Below are 16566 nucleotides of genomic sequence, written 5' to 3' on the forward strand. Positions count from 1 at the left end.
TCAATTGTAATGACATTTTCAATGACCAATATTCGAACTTCCAGTTTATACCCACCTAAGACTCTTCTAAAACCTATGTTGATAGGTATGGTATTGAACTATTTCATTTATGCGCTAATAATGATTGGTTTAGCATATTTACTGATTGATGATAAAGAGCTTTTTTATGGTTTTGTGGTGATTGCAACAACACCACCCGGTGTAGCAATCATCCCTTTTTCCTATATTTTAAAAGGAGATGTGGAATACTCGATTAAAGGTGTGTTAGGATCATTTTTATGTACCGTATTTGTAACACCATTTGCAGTGGGGTGGATAACTGGTAACGAAGGGATTGCTTCATGGGATTTGTTTATGTTAATGCTTAAAGCCATTGTGATTCCATTGATAATATCACGGTTTTTGTTGATGCCAATTCCCTTCAGGTTAGTTGATAAAATAAGGGGAAAGGTGGTTGATTGGGGTTTTGCCTTACTAATTTTTATTGCTGTCGGTATAAACAGAAAGGTTTTCTTTAGTGAACCGACTATCCTTTATAAAGTCGCCATCGTATTGTTTGTATCGCATTTCGTATTGGGATTGATTTATGAGAAACTAAATCAGTTGTTAAAACGAAATCCTGTTAAAGTGATGTCAGAAAATTTGTTGCTTACGGTAAAGAGTTCCGGTTTTGCAGTTGTAACGGCTATCACATTATTTGGTCAAAAGGCTGCTATTCCAACTGCAGGATTGGCCATCTTTGTTTTACTTTATTTGATTTTCTTATCCTTCAGGATGGATTTAGACAATAAAAAATGATAATCAAGCAGATTATCTCCATTGCTTCATTCTTCTCTTTCATTAATTGTTAGTTTAAATGAAGATTAAATTAAGAATATATTTCGGGCTATAATGATGAATTGAAATATTACGTAAGAAGTTGTATAATTCCCTATTTGAATATGAAGCATTAATATGGTGTTGGAGTAGTTGTTAATCTATAGAAGTCAATGAATAGCAGTGAGAGTGTCGCTTGATTGATACAGTAAGGAATTATTTTAATAATGTAATTGGGTATTAGTAGTATTTGATTATCATTGTAGCGAAAAGGTAACATTAATTTAACATCAAATTAACCCTACTATAACAATTCAGCGATACGTTTGCACTCGGAAAATAAGATAACAAGTAGCCAGAAAAATATGGGAAATTTTTCTGGTAGAATACGAACTACACACAGGACAAAATGAAAGGTATTTTACTATTAAGTGCTTTAATGGTGTTGGTATGTATTGGCAACACAAATGCACAAACAGTTAATGATTTATCTGCACAAATCGGAAAGGGTATCCAGTTTAAAACTGATGATGATCGCTTTTATCTAAAGTTCAGGACCAGAGTTCAGATGCGATGGGATTTTGTGAATGGATTAGATAATGCTGGTGCTGATCCTTATTTTGAAGATAAGGCATGGGCGAAACGATCACGTTTAAAATTTGATGGTTACTTTCTTAATAAAAACCTTATTTATAAAATTGAATACGACGTAGTTGGTGGTTACGTGCGGGATGCCATATTTAAATATAAAAAGGATAATTATCAGATATGGTTTGGTCAGGGAAAACTACCAGGCAACAGGGAACGTGTAGTATCATCTGCCAACATGCAATTGGTTGATCGCTCAATCTTTAACAAATACTATACACTGGATAGGGATGTTGGTGTTCAGTTTCACCATAAATTTAACATTGGTAAAGCAGTTGTACACGATCGTTGGGCTGTTACTTCGGGTGATGGTATTAGAAATAATGATTATGCACCTGGGGTAAGTTTAACTGGTAAATTAGAGGTGCTGCCTTTGGGAGAATTCAAATCAAAAAGTCTATATAAATCTGCTGATTTAAAGCGTGAAGAAACGCCAAAAATTGCTTTCGCAGGCTATGTAAACTATAATGTAGATACTTATAAGGATAGGGGGCAGGTTGGTAATGTGATCGGTGGCGAAGCTGACCTATTAAATATTGGTGGTGATTTTCTTCTTAAATATAGTGGATATTCATTAATGATTGAGGCAGGAAGCAGATCGGTAACAGATGATAATGAATTTGTATACGACGATAATGGTGATATTGAAGCTGCCTTCTATACTGGATATGGAGCTAACATTCAAACCGGGTATGTATTTAAAAATAATTGGGAATTATCAGGACGTTATTCATTTACAAAGCCTAACGAAACAGCGTATCATGATGAAGTAACCGATTATACTTTAGGCGTAAGCAAGTACATAATTGGTCATAACTTTAAATTCCAGGGCGATGTCACTTATCGTGATGAAATTGCCGGCCAAGATAAAATAATTACCAGGTTTCAAATGGAATTCCAATTTTAAACCAATCGAAAAGATAGAACTAAAGACCTAAGTCATTAACGGCTTAGGTTTTTTTGTACCTGTCAATTCAATTTTAAGATTACAACGATTAATTGTGCAACTATATGGTCCACCAACACTCAATATGCTTCTTCAATTTATTATTGTAATAAACCTATACTTAAATAATAACTGGCGGGTTGTCAGATCAGCTTTTCTTTAGCGATGTCAGTTTTTTGTTGGTTAAGGATAGATAATTACATCAAAAGTGAAAATGATTTATTTCTGGTGCCAATTAACCTACCAAAATACAAACCATTAATAAAAAAGTAATCTAACAATGGCGCTACCAAAGTTCATTGATGGAAGATATCGTTTTATAAATAGAATTGACGAAGAAGGCTATTGTTGTGAACGCAATGTGTTGGTAATTAATTCATTCAGACGGTGGTGCAGAGTTTTATTTAAGCTTACCTAAGTTTGATATTAAACAGATTTAATGGTGTAGCATGCAGCAACTTTTTTGTGTGTTATTTCATTTTCCATCCATTGGTTGGAGTGAATATACATCCACAATTATCATTTTAATTATTGGCATTAATGTTTGTTTACGGCTATGTTTTAATGAAGGAAGGCGTAAAGATTTATACAAAGGGTGGTTTTCTTCAGCAAAGCCATTTTGGTTTGTTAATGGCTTGTTTTCTTTTCAGGGAAGTCGTGAAGGTTTATTAATGACTTGTTTAAGCTTCAGGGAAGGCTTAAAGATCCATTAATGCTGTACTTTGTTTCCTGCAGACCAATAAAGATTCATTAATGACATCAACAAAAATTAGTGCCATTAATGCATATTAACGACAGCAAATTTATGAATGTCGCATTGGTAAAATAACGTTAATGTCTATTTAAGGATAATATGAGTACAAAAAAACTGCCACTAAAAACATTAGTGACAGTTCTTATTAAATCTCTATTATTTTATTTCGATTGAAAATCAATAAAGTCGCGTTGGGCTTTTACAAGGTTAACCAAGTGAAGCATCAGATTTTGTGTTTCATGAAGTGCATTCAAATATAGCAAACTAACTTTTGTTCCTGCTTTTTCGTTTTTGATACGCTTCAGTTGCTTTTTACGATTGTCTTTCATTTTCGCAAAAATAACCTGCTGTTGTTCTGTTAATTCGTCCAGAACTGCATAATCCTTCTGTGTAATGATTTTAATCGCTTTTGCCATGAAATCCTGTACATCTACGCGGATGCCATTCAATTCCTCAAATTGCTCTTCTGAGTACACCTTATGGTTATTATCAAGGTGTTCAAATGCAGGCTGAGTAATATAAGATAAGCAGTGGGCAACTTCTCGTAAGTAATCAACTACCTGGATATAATACAAACTCGAGTCAATTGACTGCTCCTGAAGTTTCTTAACTGTAGGATAAACGTTTCCTTTAAGCTTTTTAGCCTTTTTGTTAATCGTTTTAACCTCTTTATTAATCTCTTTTAAGCTTCTGCGATCTTCAGCTTCGAAGTCATGTATAGCCTGAGAATATATCTGAGATACCTTTTTAAGGATATCAGTAACACTATATGTGCACTTCTCCAGCACTTTGTCAACTGATATTTCTCCATTAACCTCTTCGATCTCAAATTCATCAATCTCAGTCTCTTCTTTTTTGCTGTTTTTGTGGATGATATGTGTGCGGAACACAACGTAAACAGCAATTAATACTAACACTGCAACAAACCAGATACCTAATATGCTGATAAGCATAGCCATAACAAAAGCAACAGTGAATGCAGATAATGCAGTGAAGAACCAACCTCCAATGACTGATAATACTCCTGTAATACGGTAAACAGCACTTTCACGTCCCCAGGCACGGTCAGCCAATGAACTACCCATTGCTACCATAAATGTAACATAAGTAGTTGATAAAGGTAATTTCATATTTGTAGCAATCGAAATAAGGATACTCGCTACCACAAGGTTAACCGATGCTCTAAGCATATCAAATACCGGCGCTTCATTTCCAAGTTCTTTTCTGCGCTCATCATAGTTTGTTGAGTCAAACTGACGATCAATAGCCCTGTTAACTGCCCCCGGTAGGATAGAACTTACAGCGTGCGAAGTATTGATAGCTACACGCACAATAGAACGGGCAAAGTATGACGACCCAAAGCGTTCGTCACCTTCTTGCTGACGACTTAAGTCAAGCGATGTTTTAACAACAGCTTTCGCCTTCTTAGAGGTCCATAGGGTAATTACCATTACGGCACCGGCAATAATAAGCATATATGTAGGTGTGCTTACTTTACCTGCTAATGCTTCCATGCTGGTGTTAATGTCTCCACTTGCAGCGAAAATCTTAAATGATTCGAAACCTGCCAGAGGAACTCCAATAAAGTTAACCAAGTCGTTACCTGCAAAGGCCATTGCTAAGGCAAAAGTACCTGCAAGCACGATGATCTTAAGGATGTCAACTTTAAATACCAACTTAAGGATTTGAAGTAAAACAGTCCAGCCAACCAGACTAATAGCAATAATGGTTAAACCATTACCCTTAATCCATTCTTTGGTAGAAGGGTCCATAAAGGAAGCTCCTTTAGCACCTTTTACAAGAATAAAATATGTAATTGCTGTAATTGCGATACGACCCCAGATAGCACCAAAATAGTTTAAACGCTTGGCGTAATCAAATGAGAATATAAGACGAGTGATATATTGAACGATTGCTCCAACGCTAAACGAAATAACCACTGACAAAAGTATACCTGAAATAATAGCCAGCGCTTTTGCGGTATTAATATACTCACTCAGGTTCATATCAGGATTATTTGATACTTTAATGAGTGCAACGGCAACTGCAGCACCAAGTATTTCAAATACAATGGACACAGTGGTGGATGTAGGCATGCCAAAGGTGTTGAACACATCCAAAAGTATCACATCCGTTATCATTACCGCTAAGAAGATGATCATGATCTCGGAAAAGATGAAATACTGCGGATTAAATATGCCTTTCCGTGCTACTTCCATCATACCGCTGGAGAAGGTTGCTCCGAAAAGGATACCTAAGGCAGCAACAATCATAATGTATTTGTAAGGTGCGGCTTTTGCTCCGATGGCGGAGTTTAGGAAGTTAACAGCGTCATTACTAACGCCCACTATCAGATCAGAAATGGCCAGAGCAAATAAAACAATGACCAGAATTAAATAAATGTTTTCCATCAGAAATAGTTATTTGTTTGTTCTTTTTTCGCGAGGCAAACATACTTAGTCACCTGCACTATAAAGTTGATTTAAAATTAAGCGAATGTTAAGTTTGTGTTAACTCGGGTCAAGTTAATTTTTTCTTAAAGACTTACCAAGTTGTAAGGTGATTTTGCTTAAGTGCAGGTATATAGATGAATAGGACGGTATCTTTCGCGGTTGTAATCATGATAAATAAGCCATTATTATTTTAAATAAAGATGAAAACACCTTGTTAGGTCATAAAAATTAATTCAATTATAACCCAAAATGCGGATAAGTATTGCTGAAAGTTTGTTAATTAAGATTACATGTCCGGTAATTGTTATTCACTAAATCAGGTTAATATCATTTAATATGCTTTATCTATAAAAGGTTTTTATAATTTTGCGGGACTTTAAAACAGAAAGTATAAACCTGACATTCTTGCGTTTGAACCTTAACTTGTTTAAAGAGAAGGGAAATGGAGGTTGAAAAAAGGAGTTTGAATGACGATTGGAAATATATTTGATGGCTTAGTAATAGGAATCTCAGCTTCTATACCACTTGGACCAATTGGAGTATTGGTGGTGCAGAGGACACTTAATAAAGGACACCTGTCAGGGTTTGTATCTGGTTTAGGTGCTGCTCTTTCCGATACTATTTACGCTGTTATTGCAGGATTTAGCCTTTCTTTTATTGTTGGTTTTATTGAATCGCAGTTGTTATGGATTCAAATAATAGGTGCCCTCATATTAATCTCACTGGGATTAAAAATATATACAACTAATCCAGCCATCCAACTCCGAAGACAAAAGAGAAAAAGCACCAGTTTAATACAGGATTTCTTTTCAACATTTGCTCTGACGGTGGCAAATCCCCTTGCTGTTTTTCTTTTTATGGCATTCTTTGCCGGTTTTAGAGTAGTTGGAAAGGAGAATACTCCAATTGATAACCTCTTATTGATTAGTGGAGTAATGGTTGGTGCTGCTAGCTGGTGGTTAATTTTAAGTTCGCTGGTTAACCTGTTTCGTTCAAAGATTAATTTACGTCGTCTTTTCTGGATCAACAAAATTGCCGGTAGTACAATTATTGTTTTGGTAATTGTAGCTTTTTCTGTATGGATTGCCAAAGAGTACATCGTATAACACCAAGCAGTTAATCAGAAACTATCGTTTCTAATCCAAGTACCGACCGCCTTTAAAATAATTCATACTTTAGACTATACCAACAAGTATTGCATTTTATCTCAGAGAACCGTATAAAGATTACGATGCAGAAGAGAACTTTGGAATATAAAAAAAGCGCAACCCAAAAGTCACGCTCTTAATACTCATATAATTTTTCATTACGGGAACTTCGGAAATTGCTGGAAATCTGGATTTCGTTTTTCTAAAAATGCATTTTTACCTTCCTGTGCTTCTTCCATCAGGTAGAACATCAGAGTTGCATCTCCGGCCATTTCCATAATACCTGTCTGACCATCCAATTCAGCATTTAAGCCACGTTTGATCATACGTAAAGCCATCGGACTACGTTGAAGCATTATTTTACACCATTCTACAGTTGTATCCTCTAATTGCTCCAATGGCACCACAGTATTAACCAATCCCATGTCTTCTGCCTCTTTAGCTGTATATTGCTTGCACAGGAACCAAATCTCGCGTGCTTTCTTTTGGCCGACATGACGCGCCAAGTATGATGAACCGAAGCCACCATCGAAACTACCAACCTTAGGCCCGCTTTGTCCGAAAATGGCGTTATTAGATGCGATGGTTAAGTCACATACTACATGAAGCACATGTCCACCTCCAATGGCATAACCATTCACCATGGCAACGACTGGTTTAGGCATAGAACGAATTCGTTTATGGAGGTCAAGCACGTTAAGACGAGGTACACCACCTTCATCAATATATCCACCATGGCCTTTTACATTTTGGTCACCACCCGAACAAAATGCTTTATCACCTTCACCCGTAAGGACGATTACGCCAATATCCTGACGTTCGCGACAAATATCAAATGCATCAATTAATTCCTTTACTGTTTGAGGACGAAAAGCGTTGTAAACACGAGGGCGGTTAATGGTAATTTTTCCAATCCCTTCGAAATAATCAAATTTAATATCTTCATATTCCTTTACTGAGGTCCAGTTGCGTTGGCTCATAATTCTTCTTTTAGTCGTTTAAAATAAGATTTAAGGACACCTGCATTTTCCTTAGCAGGTGTTTTAACCTCTAATATAATTGGTCTTTCACTATCAGAAAACAATTCTTGCAGACAATCGTTCATCATTTGCTCATTATCTGCATATAAGTATTTTAACCCATACATTTCGGCTAGGGGGCGCACATTTAATTGATGAGAAGCCTCGAAGTAGGCTTCTAATTCATCAGAATCAGATGGCCCGGGAATAAAACGAAAAATACCACCACCTCCATTATTAATCACAATAATGCGAAGGTTTGATTTCAGATAATTGTTCCATAAGCCATTACTATCATATAAAAACGATAGGTCACCAACAACCAGCAAAGTTGGCTTTTGGGTAATATATGAGGCTCCAACCGCTGTGCTTACGCTTCCATCAATACCACTGGTTCCTCTGTTGCAAAAGGCATCCTTGTTATATAATGGAGTAAACAGTTGGGCATAACGAACGGCTGAACTATTGCCCCATTGTACCTGCCAGTCTTCAGGAAGCTTATGAGCAATTTGTGAGAATGCTTTTAGATCATTCCAACCGCTTTTCATCAGGTATTCAGAATGATGTTGTTCAGATCGTTCAGCTCTTTTAAGCCACGTTGAACGATAGCGACTTTTGATTGAAGCGATATGAGGAATAAGTTGTTCGAAAAACTCCACCGGATCAGCTTCAATTGAACTTGATAACTGCTGATAGGTATCCATATGGCGGTTACTCAAGCTAATGTGCCAATGCGCTTTTGCAGGGTAACTACGGAGGAATGTCTTTAACATCTTCGACACAACAGCTCCATCAAAAGTGATTAACAGTGATGGTTTATAGATGTGTGCTTCTTCTTCCATAATTGTTGACACAACTTTATCAATACCACAGATAATTCTGTCTCCCGATACATTTGAAGTGGTTTCTGTTAGTACAACCACTTGTTCCATTTCAGATAAAATGTTAATGATAGCCTGAAGCCGTTCATTAGGTTTATGAAGACCTACGACGAGTATTACTTTGTCATATTTTACCCATTCTTCGCTAAGTGCTGTAATAGCCTCTTTTTCTATTGATCTACAGGATAGTATCTGATTAATCTGTCGTTGTTTTTCTTGCGGATGAACTGTTTTTCCGTATAGTGGTTCAGCTAAGGGCACATTGATATGTACAGGACCAGCCTGCTTATGCAAACAGTGATAAAAGGCTTCACTCACCAATCGGTTGACATACCAGGAACTTGCATTTTTAGAAGTTGGTAACTGACAGCTATACTTAACAAAGTTATCCAGGGCACCAACTTGCCTAATAGTTTGTCCATCTGCCTGATCAATCCACTCCATCGGTCGGTCAGCACTAATTACTACCAAAGGAATGTTTTGGTAATATGCTTCAGAAATAGCAGGAGCATAGTTCAATAAGGCAGAACCACTGGTGCATACCAATGCAACAGGTCGGCCTGTTTGTTGTGCAATGCCTAATGCAAAAAATCCGGCACTCCGTTCATCAACTATGCTGAAGCATTCAAATTCTTCATGCGAATTAAATGTAAGTGTTAGAGGTGCGTTACGCGATCCCGGAGATATAACTACTTCTCTCAGACCTTCGGCAATACATATATCAATTAACGATTTAACAACTTTTTTATCAGAAACTGCTTTACTCATGTGTGTAAGGAGGTTATATATTTTTAAGAGCAGATAATAAGGTTTGGGCTTTTAACTCTGTTTCATTCCATTCTTTTTCAGCTTCGCTATCTTTAGTTAGCCCACCGCCAACATAGAGCAGAGTGGCGTTGTTGATTGCGTTAAGGCACCTGATATTAACATAGAATGTATAATTACCGGCATCAACCGGACCAAGAAAACCTGAGTAAAAACGACGGTCGTGTTGCTCTGTTTCTTTAATGACATTAAACGATTCTTCTTTAGGCAATCCGCAAACAGCTGGTGTTGGATGCAAATCATATAACAAACCAATATGGTTGCCATTGACCTTCTGAATCTCAAAGTTGAAAGTAGTGCACAGGTGCTTTATTTGTCCCGCTGGAATTGTTTGCGTTTCGCTGTATTCGATATTATCAGTTTGATGATGTACCAAAACATTTTCAATAAACTTCGTAACAAGCTTTTGTTCATTGATTTCCTTATCACTCCAATGGCTTTCTTCAGAATTAGCAACGGTACCTGCCAATGATACGGTTGATAACTTTTGTTCATGATGCTTGAGCAATAATTCCGGGCCTGCGCCTAACCACAGTCCGTCTTCGGGAGTCTTAATGATATAAACAAAGGCATGAGGGTATTGATCCGTTAAATATTCAAATAAGTCAAATACTTGCTCATTCTTTAGCTCTGGTCCTTTAATAATTCTGGATAAAATCACTTTATCAATATTACCTTGATCGATGGCATCCAGCATCTGTTTAAAGTGTTTCTTATACGATTCCTGATTATCGATGTGTATCAAAGGTTCACTGTAATCGATCTCAAAGTGAGGCGTTAAGAGCTTTTTAGTTGATTTATCGAGTTTATCAAATGTTAAGGCATAGGACTCGTTGATGAAAAGGCCATAAGATACTGTATTGTCAAATGGTTCGAACACAAAACCTTTACTCATCAGGTGGTTTTCATTTATACCATTATAAATTTTTTCACTGTTCCCGATAATTAGATGGTTTTCTGTATAATATGGCAGACGATATAAAACTATAGCATCAAAGCTTATATTGTCTATAATTTTTTCTAGTTCCTTTTTCACGTCCCAACCTTAAAATGTAGGCACCAAAGATATAATATTAGGCAAAAATAATTTCATACAACCAGTATTTTTAGGTTCGGGTAATTTCAGATTGATTACGGGGCATACTTCGAAAATGGTTTTTTTATCACTCAACTAATAATTACGATATTTGTTCTATTATAAAAACAAGGCGCTTGATAGATGAATATTGTGGTTTCATACAATATTTAGTGTATAAATTAGTAATTATTCAGATTTTTGATACTAAAATGGGGAGATGGTAAATAAGGATTTCAATAAGATAAATTGCAATATTTGCAAGATACCTTTCAAAACACAATTAAGCTTTCAGAGTCTTATTAAGGAAATTGAAGCGATTGGAAAAGACGATAGTCATGCCATGCAGGATTTGGCTAATAATGTGTTGTCAGAAGTGAATAAGATCCCGGAGTTGGTTGCTGATGAAGTGAAGGAAGATGTCCTGGATAAACATCAGTACCTGGTGAAACAACTTATGCTTTTTACATTCAATCCTTTGTTGGATAAACTGGACATAAGTGCTGCCTGGAAGCCATTTGATATGAATACTGTGATTCATTCAACAAGTGCTTTTGAAAAGCATTTGGGCGGAGATCATATGTCTATTGAGATGGCTAAGCAGTTAGATGCCAATCAGATAATGGTGACAATTTTATACCAGGCCTATTTCATTATTCTTGAGCGTTATTTCAAACTGGATATCCCAATTGACTTACCATTTACGTTGAAAAGAACGAATGAAAAAACAGGGCAGGTCAAGTTCTTTAATAAACGATTTAATTCTAACTATCTGGAGATAAAAACCAGAGGTAAGGTTAAACCGTTGACAAACGACGAAATAAAGTTACTATTTGATAATGATCATGATCTGGATCTCTGGAATAGCATTATCCCACTCGAAAAATTTGAGTTTAGAGGATTCTTACAGTTTACCTATTATGATGTTACGCGCGACCACGTTATTTCTGAACTAAAATCAGAATTAATCAGGAAAGAAACGATTATCTCTAAAGAAGGCTATCTGAGAATACGGGATAAGATCAGAACCTTGATTGAAAATCCTCACGCAGAGTTTGGTATGGCAGCCAATTATGGTTTCGAGACCAAAATGAATCAAAATTTCATATGGAATACCATCATATCACGTGAGGTACTCGACTGCCATGACTACCAAGGAACCATGTATGAAAAGGCCTTTGTTGAACAACGCATTGTGCTAACTTCTGATTTCGAGCAAGAAGAAAAGAATAATGTAATCGATGCTTTTTTAGCCAAAGGTATTCGAAGTCATGCTGTGGTTCCACTTGTTTTGGAAGGAGAGGTTATGGGTATGCTCGAGTTTGGTTGTAAAACCCCGGGTGGTATTACAATGGTGCAATTGAAATTGTTATATGACCTGTTTCCTGTGTTTGCACTCGCCATGAAACGATCCAAAGAAGATTGGGGGGATTTAATCCGATCGGTGATTCAAGAGGAATTTACTGCAATTCATCCAACAGTTGAGTGGCGATTCCAGGAAGCTGCGTCTAGGCTTATCAATAAAGAATCTGAAAGTTCAACGTTAGATCCGATTGTATTTCCCGATGTGATTCCTATTTATGGTGCATCAGATATACGTGGTTCGTCTCTAGAACGAAATCATGCTATTCGAGAGGATTTAAAAGAACAGCTAACGGCAGCCACAGAAATTCTTAAACAAGAAGAAGTGTTAGGTGATGTGCCACTCTTAAATGATTTGCGCTACACCATTGAAACACACCTGAAGACAGTTTCAAAAGGGCTTAAAGCCGGTGATGAAGTAATAATTGTTGATTTTTTGAAAAAGGAAATTGATCCGGTTTTGAGGCTTCTGAAAGGACGTTATCCCGAGATTAGAGATATTATTGATGATTATTGTGCCATGCTTGATCCTGAATTGGGTGTACTTTATAAGAAAAGAAAAGATTTTGAGGATAGCTTGACCATGATAAATGACCAGGTGAGTGAAATCATAGATAAAGAACAAGTTAAGGCTCAACGGGTATTCCCACATTATTTTGAAAAATACCGGACAGATGGTATTGAATATAATGCCTACATCGGTCAGTCTATGGTGAAAAATTTGGAGTACAGTGATATCTACTTGAAAAATCTGCGTTTATGGCAACTTCTGGTAATGGTGAATGTTGCACGTAAAGTTAAGGACTTGCAACCATCACTAAAGACAAAACTTGATATTACGCAGCTAATACTTGTACATTCTAATCCGCTTAGCATAGCATTCAGACAGGATGAGAAGAAGTTTGATGTGGCCGGTGCTTACAATATTCGCTACGAAATTACCAAAAAGCGAATTGATAAAGCTTTGGTGAAAGGTACTGGTGAAAGGGTAACACAAGTAGGAAAAATTGCGATTGTTTATTCTCACGCCGACGAAATAACCGAGTACAAGCACTATATTAATTTTATGGCAGCACAAGGGTTAATCAAATCCAATGTTGAAGACTTGGAACTTGAAGATTTAAAGGGAGCATCAGGTCTGAAAGCATTGAGGATTGAAGTTGATTTTAATGGAACGATCGAAAAAGAATGGAGTGAAGACTTATACGAAGAGGTAGTCGCAAAATAATGATACATAGTTTAAGGATGAAGGCACAAATAGTTACGTAGAATTTCCATTTTTTTTAGCACATTGCATCGATAAAATGATTTTAAACGATGAAGTACATTGATAGAGACCTTAGCTGGTTGGCTTTTAACGGAAGGATATTGCAGGAAATTGCCAGTAAGAATGTGCCACTCATGGAACGCCTGAAGTTTGTTGCTATTTTTTCATCTAATCTCGAAGAGTTTTATAAAGTTCGCGTGGCAAGTCATCGCTTTGCTCAAAAATACAAAGGTGATAAACGTAACAAATTTGGATACCGACCATCCTATATATTACAGCAAATCAATAATATTGTTAGTGAACAGCAAACCATATTGGGTAAGTTGTTTTACGAGAATATTGTGGCAGAACTGGCCAGTGAAGGTATTCACTTTTTATGTCGTGATATTAGCACTGTTGATCAAGTAATGCTTGAGAAGTACTTTGATAATCATATAAAGGGCAAGGTAAGTTTATTGGATATCAGCGGTGAGGAGTCATTACACCTGAAGAATCAGGCTATTTACCATTATATTGTTGCTGCGGATAAGCATTATTTGCTTGAGTTAGACTATGAGAAGTGGGGACGTTTTATCACACTTAGTAATAGTGCCAGCGACACGAAAATTGTACAGTTGGATGATATTTGTCGATATAACATTCACAAGATAGTCGGAGAGTCAGCCGAAGTATATGCTTTTAAGATATCGCGCGACGCTGAACTATACATTGATGAAGAACAAGAAGAGAGTATTGTTAAAAAGATAAAAAAGAGCCTGAAAAAGAGGGATTCAGGTTTGCCTTCACGTCTTTTGTTTAACGAAAACATCCCTTTTAAATACATTAATAGACTCAGGAAAAAGCTTGACCTGGATATGACCAGTTTAATTCCCGGAGGAATGTATCACAATTATTACGATTTCTTTGCTTTCCCTGCATTTTCGGATAAACCTCACTTATACAATGAGGCTGAGCAAAGTTTATGTGTTAAGACTCTGGATGAAAGCAATGATTGGTTCAGGTCAGTCAAGGAAAAGAATATATTCTTAAGCTTCCCGTATCAAAAATTTGACTATGTCACCGACTTTCTGAAAATGGCAGCCAACGATCCTGAGGTAGAGGAGATTTACACCACCTTATATCGGGTTAGTAATAATTCTGAAATAGGTATTGCACTTGAGAAAGCGGCTTTGGCAGGAAAGAAAGTGTTTGTATTATCGGAGGTTTTGGCTCGCTTTGATGAAGAATCAAACATTTATTGGGGTGAACGCTTGGAGCAGGCCGGGGCACAGGTTAAGTATGGTATTGGAGAATTAAAGGTACATGCAAAAACATTCCTGATTAAAAGAAGTGAGGGTGAGGGAAAACAGTTTTACGCTTATCTAGGCACAGGTAATTTAAATGAGAAAACGGCGCGGATATATGCAGATCATGGTATATTAACAGCAGATAGTCGTTATACCACTGATTTAGATGAAGTATTTAAATTCTTGATGGATACCAGTTATGAACCATCGTTTAAACACTTATTGGTAGCACCGTTTACCTTAAGAAACAAAATAAATGATGCCATAGATAAAGCAATGAAGCGGGTTAAGACTGGTGAAGATCAAACACTCTTTATAAAATTAAATAGTCTGGAAGATCCGGACATGATTGACAAAATTTGTAAGGCTGCAGATAAGGGTGTTAAGTTTCAAATGGTTATCAGAGGCATTTGTTGTTATCAAGCTCAGAATGAAGTTCAACGTCAGAATGTGAAGATCGTTAGTGTGATTGATAAATACCTTGAACATGCAAGGATTCTTTGGTTCGATGAGAGTGAAGTTTACTTGGCATCAGCGGACTGGATGACCAGGAATTTATCTTCGCGGGTTGAGATTGCATTCCCTGTTTGGGATGAAAAAGCTAAAGATCTGCTTTTGAAACAAATTCAATATCAATTAAATGATGGTCAAAAAGCAAGACAAATCAACCGCGAGATGAACAACGAATATGTTGAGGGCGATAATAAACTACCTTCGCAAGCCTATTTGTACGAATTAGTTAGTAAATTGTAATTGCAAATAATCTAAGTATATATGGACAATTCTTCATGGACACTTCTGGTATCGGAATGTCTGCCAATTGCTGAAAATAAAATTAAGAAGCACCAGGAAAATGAACATAGCTTCCATAATTGGGAGCACACCCTTAATGTGTTAAGCTCGGTGACTGAAATTGGAGCAAACACCCCTGAGGTGTCAGAACGCAATTTGGAAAGTTTGCAATTGGCAGCTCTATTTCACGATGCAACAGCTTGTGAGGAAATTAAAGGGCATGAGGTCAAATCTGCTGCTTTTGCACGTGAAGTGTTGGAAGAAAAGAAATATCCTGAAGAGTCGATTCAATTGGTTGAAAGACTAATCCTATGTACCAAGTTGGGGGTTACACCGTCTGACATTTATGAGATGGCATTAAAGGATGCCGATTTATCTCATCTGAAGAACAACAGTTACATAAGAGTTCAATTCCTCAATCTGTATAAAGAAATAATTGCTAAAAAAGATAAATCACCCCAGGAGTGGATTGATGATTGCCTTGTGTTTTTTGATGACCATGAGTTTTATACCTCATATGCCAAAGAAAATTACCAGGAGGGTAAGGAGAAAAATCGGGATCGGCTAAATGCTTTATCTGAAAAAGGAATCTTAACTATTAGTGAACTGGAGAAAAGTGTTGAAAAGAAAAAAAAGAAGAAAAAAGGTAGTGCTGAAAAACCAGATAAAGGTATTGAAACGATGTTCAGGGTAACATTGCGGAACCACCTAAACCTAAGCCGAATAGCTGATGATAAGGCGAATACACTACTGAGTGTAAATGGTATTATTATCTCAATCGTTTTATCAACCTTATTTCCGAAACTAGATAATAACGCATATTTGCTTATCCCGGCTCTTACATTGGTGATATTTAGTATTGCTACAGTTATTATATCCATTATATCAACCATACCACGTACTACCCATGGCTTAATGACACGTGATGATGTCAGTAATAAACGTGGAAACCTAATCTTTTTTGGGAATTTTCATAACATGGAACAAAAAGACTTTGAGTGGGGAGTGGGTGAATTGATGCAAGACAAAGATTACCTGTATAAAAGCTTAACGCGTGACTTATACCACTTGGGTAGAGTACTCAACAAGAAATACACGTATCTTAGATTTGGCTATATCACTTTTGTTAGTGGGCTATGTATCTCAATTATTGCCTTTATAGTTAGCATCTTGCTGCTTCATCAAAGTGGTGCGTAAATGATTGAATGACAATGAAAATGAACGGTGTTAAGTAAGAAATAAGGTGCAAAAAACAATTTTTATACAAAATAGATGATCGATGGTGGAGGTTTTT

11 protein-coding genes are annotated in these 16566 nt (G+C 36.6%); 7 read left to right on the forward strand and 4 right to left on the reverse strand.

The annotated features are described in order from the left end of the window. From AC4MRQ_RS06305 to AC4MRQ_RS06315, 3 genes are all read left to right on the forward strand, one after another. On the forward strand, positions 1 to 798 hold a 798-nt coding region (locus AC4MRQ_RS06305; RefSeq protein WP_491196809.1), incomplete at its 5' end, for a bile acid:sodium symporter family protein. A gap of 427 nt (positions 799 to 1225) precedes the next feature. Continuing rightward, complete coding sequence (locus AC4MRQ_RS06310) at positions 1226 to 2371, forward strand: hypothetical protein (protein WP_491196810.1); 1146 nt, start codon at positions 1226 to 1228, stop codon at positions 2369 to 2371. 488 nt (positions 2372 to 2859) lie between these two features. Next, positions 2860 to 3123 (forward strand): hypothetical protein, encoded by a 264-nt coding sequence (locus AC4MRQ_RS06315; protein ID WP_491196811.1) that lies wholly within the window; start codon positions 2860 to 2862, stop codon positions 3121 to 3123. Between the two features lie 202 nt (positions 3124 to 3325). Here AC4MRQ_RS06315 and AC4MRQ_RS06320 read toward each other — a convergent pair whose 3' ends face one another. Beyond that, positions 3326 to 5575 carry an inorganic phosphate transporter gene (locus AC4MRQ_RS06320; RefSeq protein WP_491196812.1) on the reverse strand — a complete coding sequence of 750 codons (2250 nt, stop codon included), beginning with the start codon at positions 5573 to 5575 and terminating at the stop codon, positions 3326 to 3328. Positions 5576 to 6084: 509 nt separating this feature from the next. On the opposite strand from AC4MRQ_RS06320, the gene AC4MRQ_RS06325 reads away from it, so the two are divergent. Beyond that, positions 6085 to 6723: a LysE family translocator gene (locus AC4MRQ_RS06325; protein WP_491196813.1), complete on the forward strand. Its 639-nt coding sequence runs from the start codon at positions 6085 to 6087 to the stop codon at positions 6721 to 6723. Between the two features lie 200 nt (positions 6724 to 6923). On the opposite strand, the gene menB is transcribed toward AC4MRQ_RS06325, so the two are convergent. The 3 genes from menB to AC4MRQ_RS06340 are packed head-to-tail and all read right to left on the reverse strand — an operon-like array spanning position 6924 to position 10526. Continuing rightward, positions 6924 to 7745 carry a 1,4-dihydroxy-2-naphthoyl-CoA synthase gene (menB, locus tag AC4MRQ_RS06330; protein WP_491196814.1) on the reverse strand — a complete coding sequence of 274 codons (822 nt, stop codon included), beginning with the start codon at positions 7743 to 7745 and terminating at the stop codon, positions 6924 to 6926. Next, positions 7742 to 9433: a 2-succinyl-5-enolpyruvyl-6-hydroxy-3-cyclohexene-1-carboxylic-acid synthase gene (gene menD / locus AC4MRQ_RS06335; RefSeq protein WP_491196815.1), complete on the reverse strand. Its 1692-nt coding sequence runs from the start codon at positions 9431 to 9433 to the stop codon at positions 7742 to 7744. The genes menB and menD overlap by 4 nt, the downstream gene beginning before the upstream one ends. Positions 9434 to 9446: 13 nt before the next feature. Next, positions 9447 to 10526: an isochorismate synthase gene (locus tag AC4MRQ_RS06340; RefSeq protein WP_491196816.1), complete on the reverse strand. Its 1080-nt coding sequence runs from the start codon at positions 10524 to 10526 to the stop codon at positions 9447 to 9449. Between the two features lie 259 nt (positions 10527 to 10785). On the opposite strand from AC4MRQ_RS06340, the gene AC4MRQ_RS06345 reads away from it, so the two are divergent. From AC4MRQ_RS06345 to AC4MRQ_RS06355, 3 genes are all read left to right on the forward strand, one after another. Continuing rightward, complete coding sequence (locus tag AC4MRQ_RS06345) at positions 10786 to 13155, forward strand: GAF domain-containing protein (RefSeq protein ID WP_491196817.1); 2370 nt, start codon at positions 10786 to 10788, stop codon at positions 13153 to 13155. Between the two features lie 89 nt (positions 13156 to 13244). Next, positions 13245 to 15233, forward strand: coding sequence for a polyphosphate kinase 1 (gene ppk1, locus AC4MRQ_RS06350; RefSeq protein ID WP_491196818.1), 1989 nt, complete (start codon positions 13245 to 13247; stop codon positions 15231 to 15233). Positions 15234 to 15254: 21 nt separating this feature from the next. Further along, positions 15255 to 16469, forward strand: coding sequence for a Pycsar system effector family protein (locus AC4MRQ_RS06355; protein ID WP_491196819.1), 1215 nt, complete (start codon positions 15255 to 15257; stop codon positions 16467 to 16469). Positions 16470 to 16566: the final 97 nt, after the last annotated feature.

The sequence above is a fragment of the Carboxylicivirga sp. genome (genome assembly GCF_982718395.1).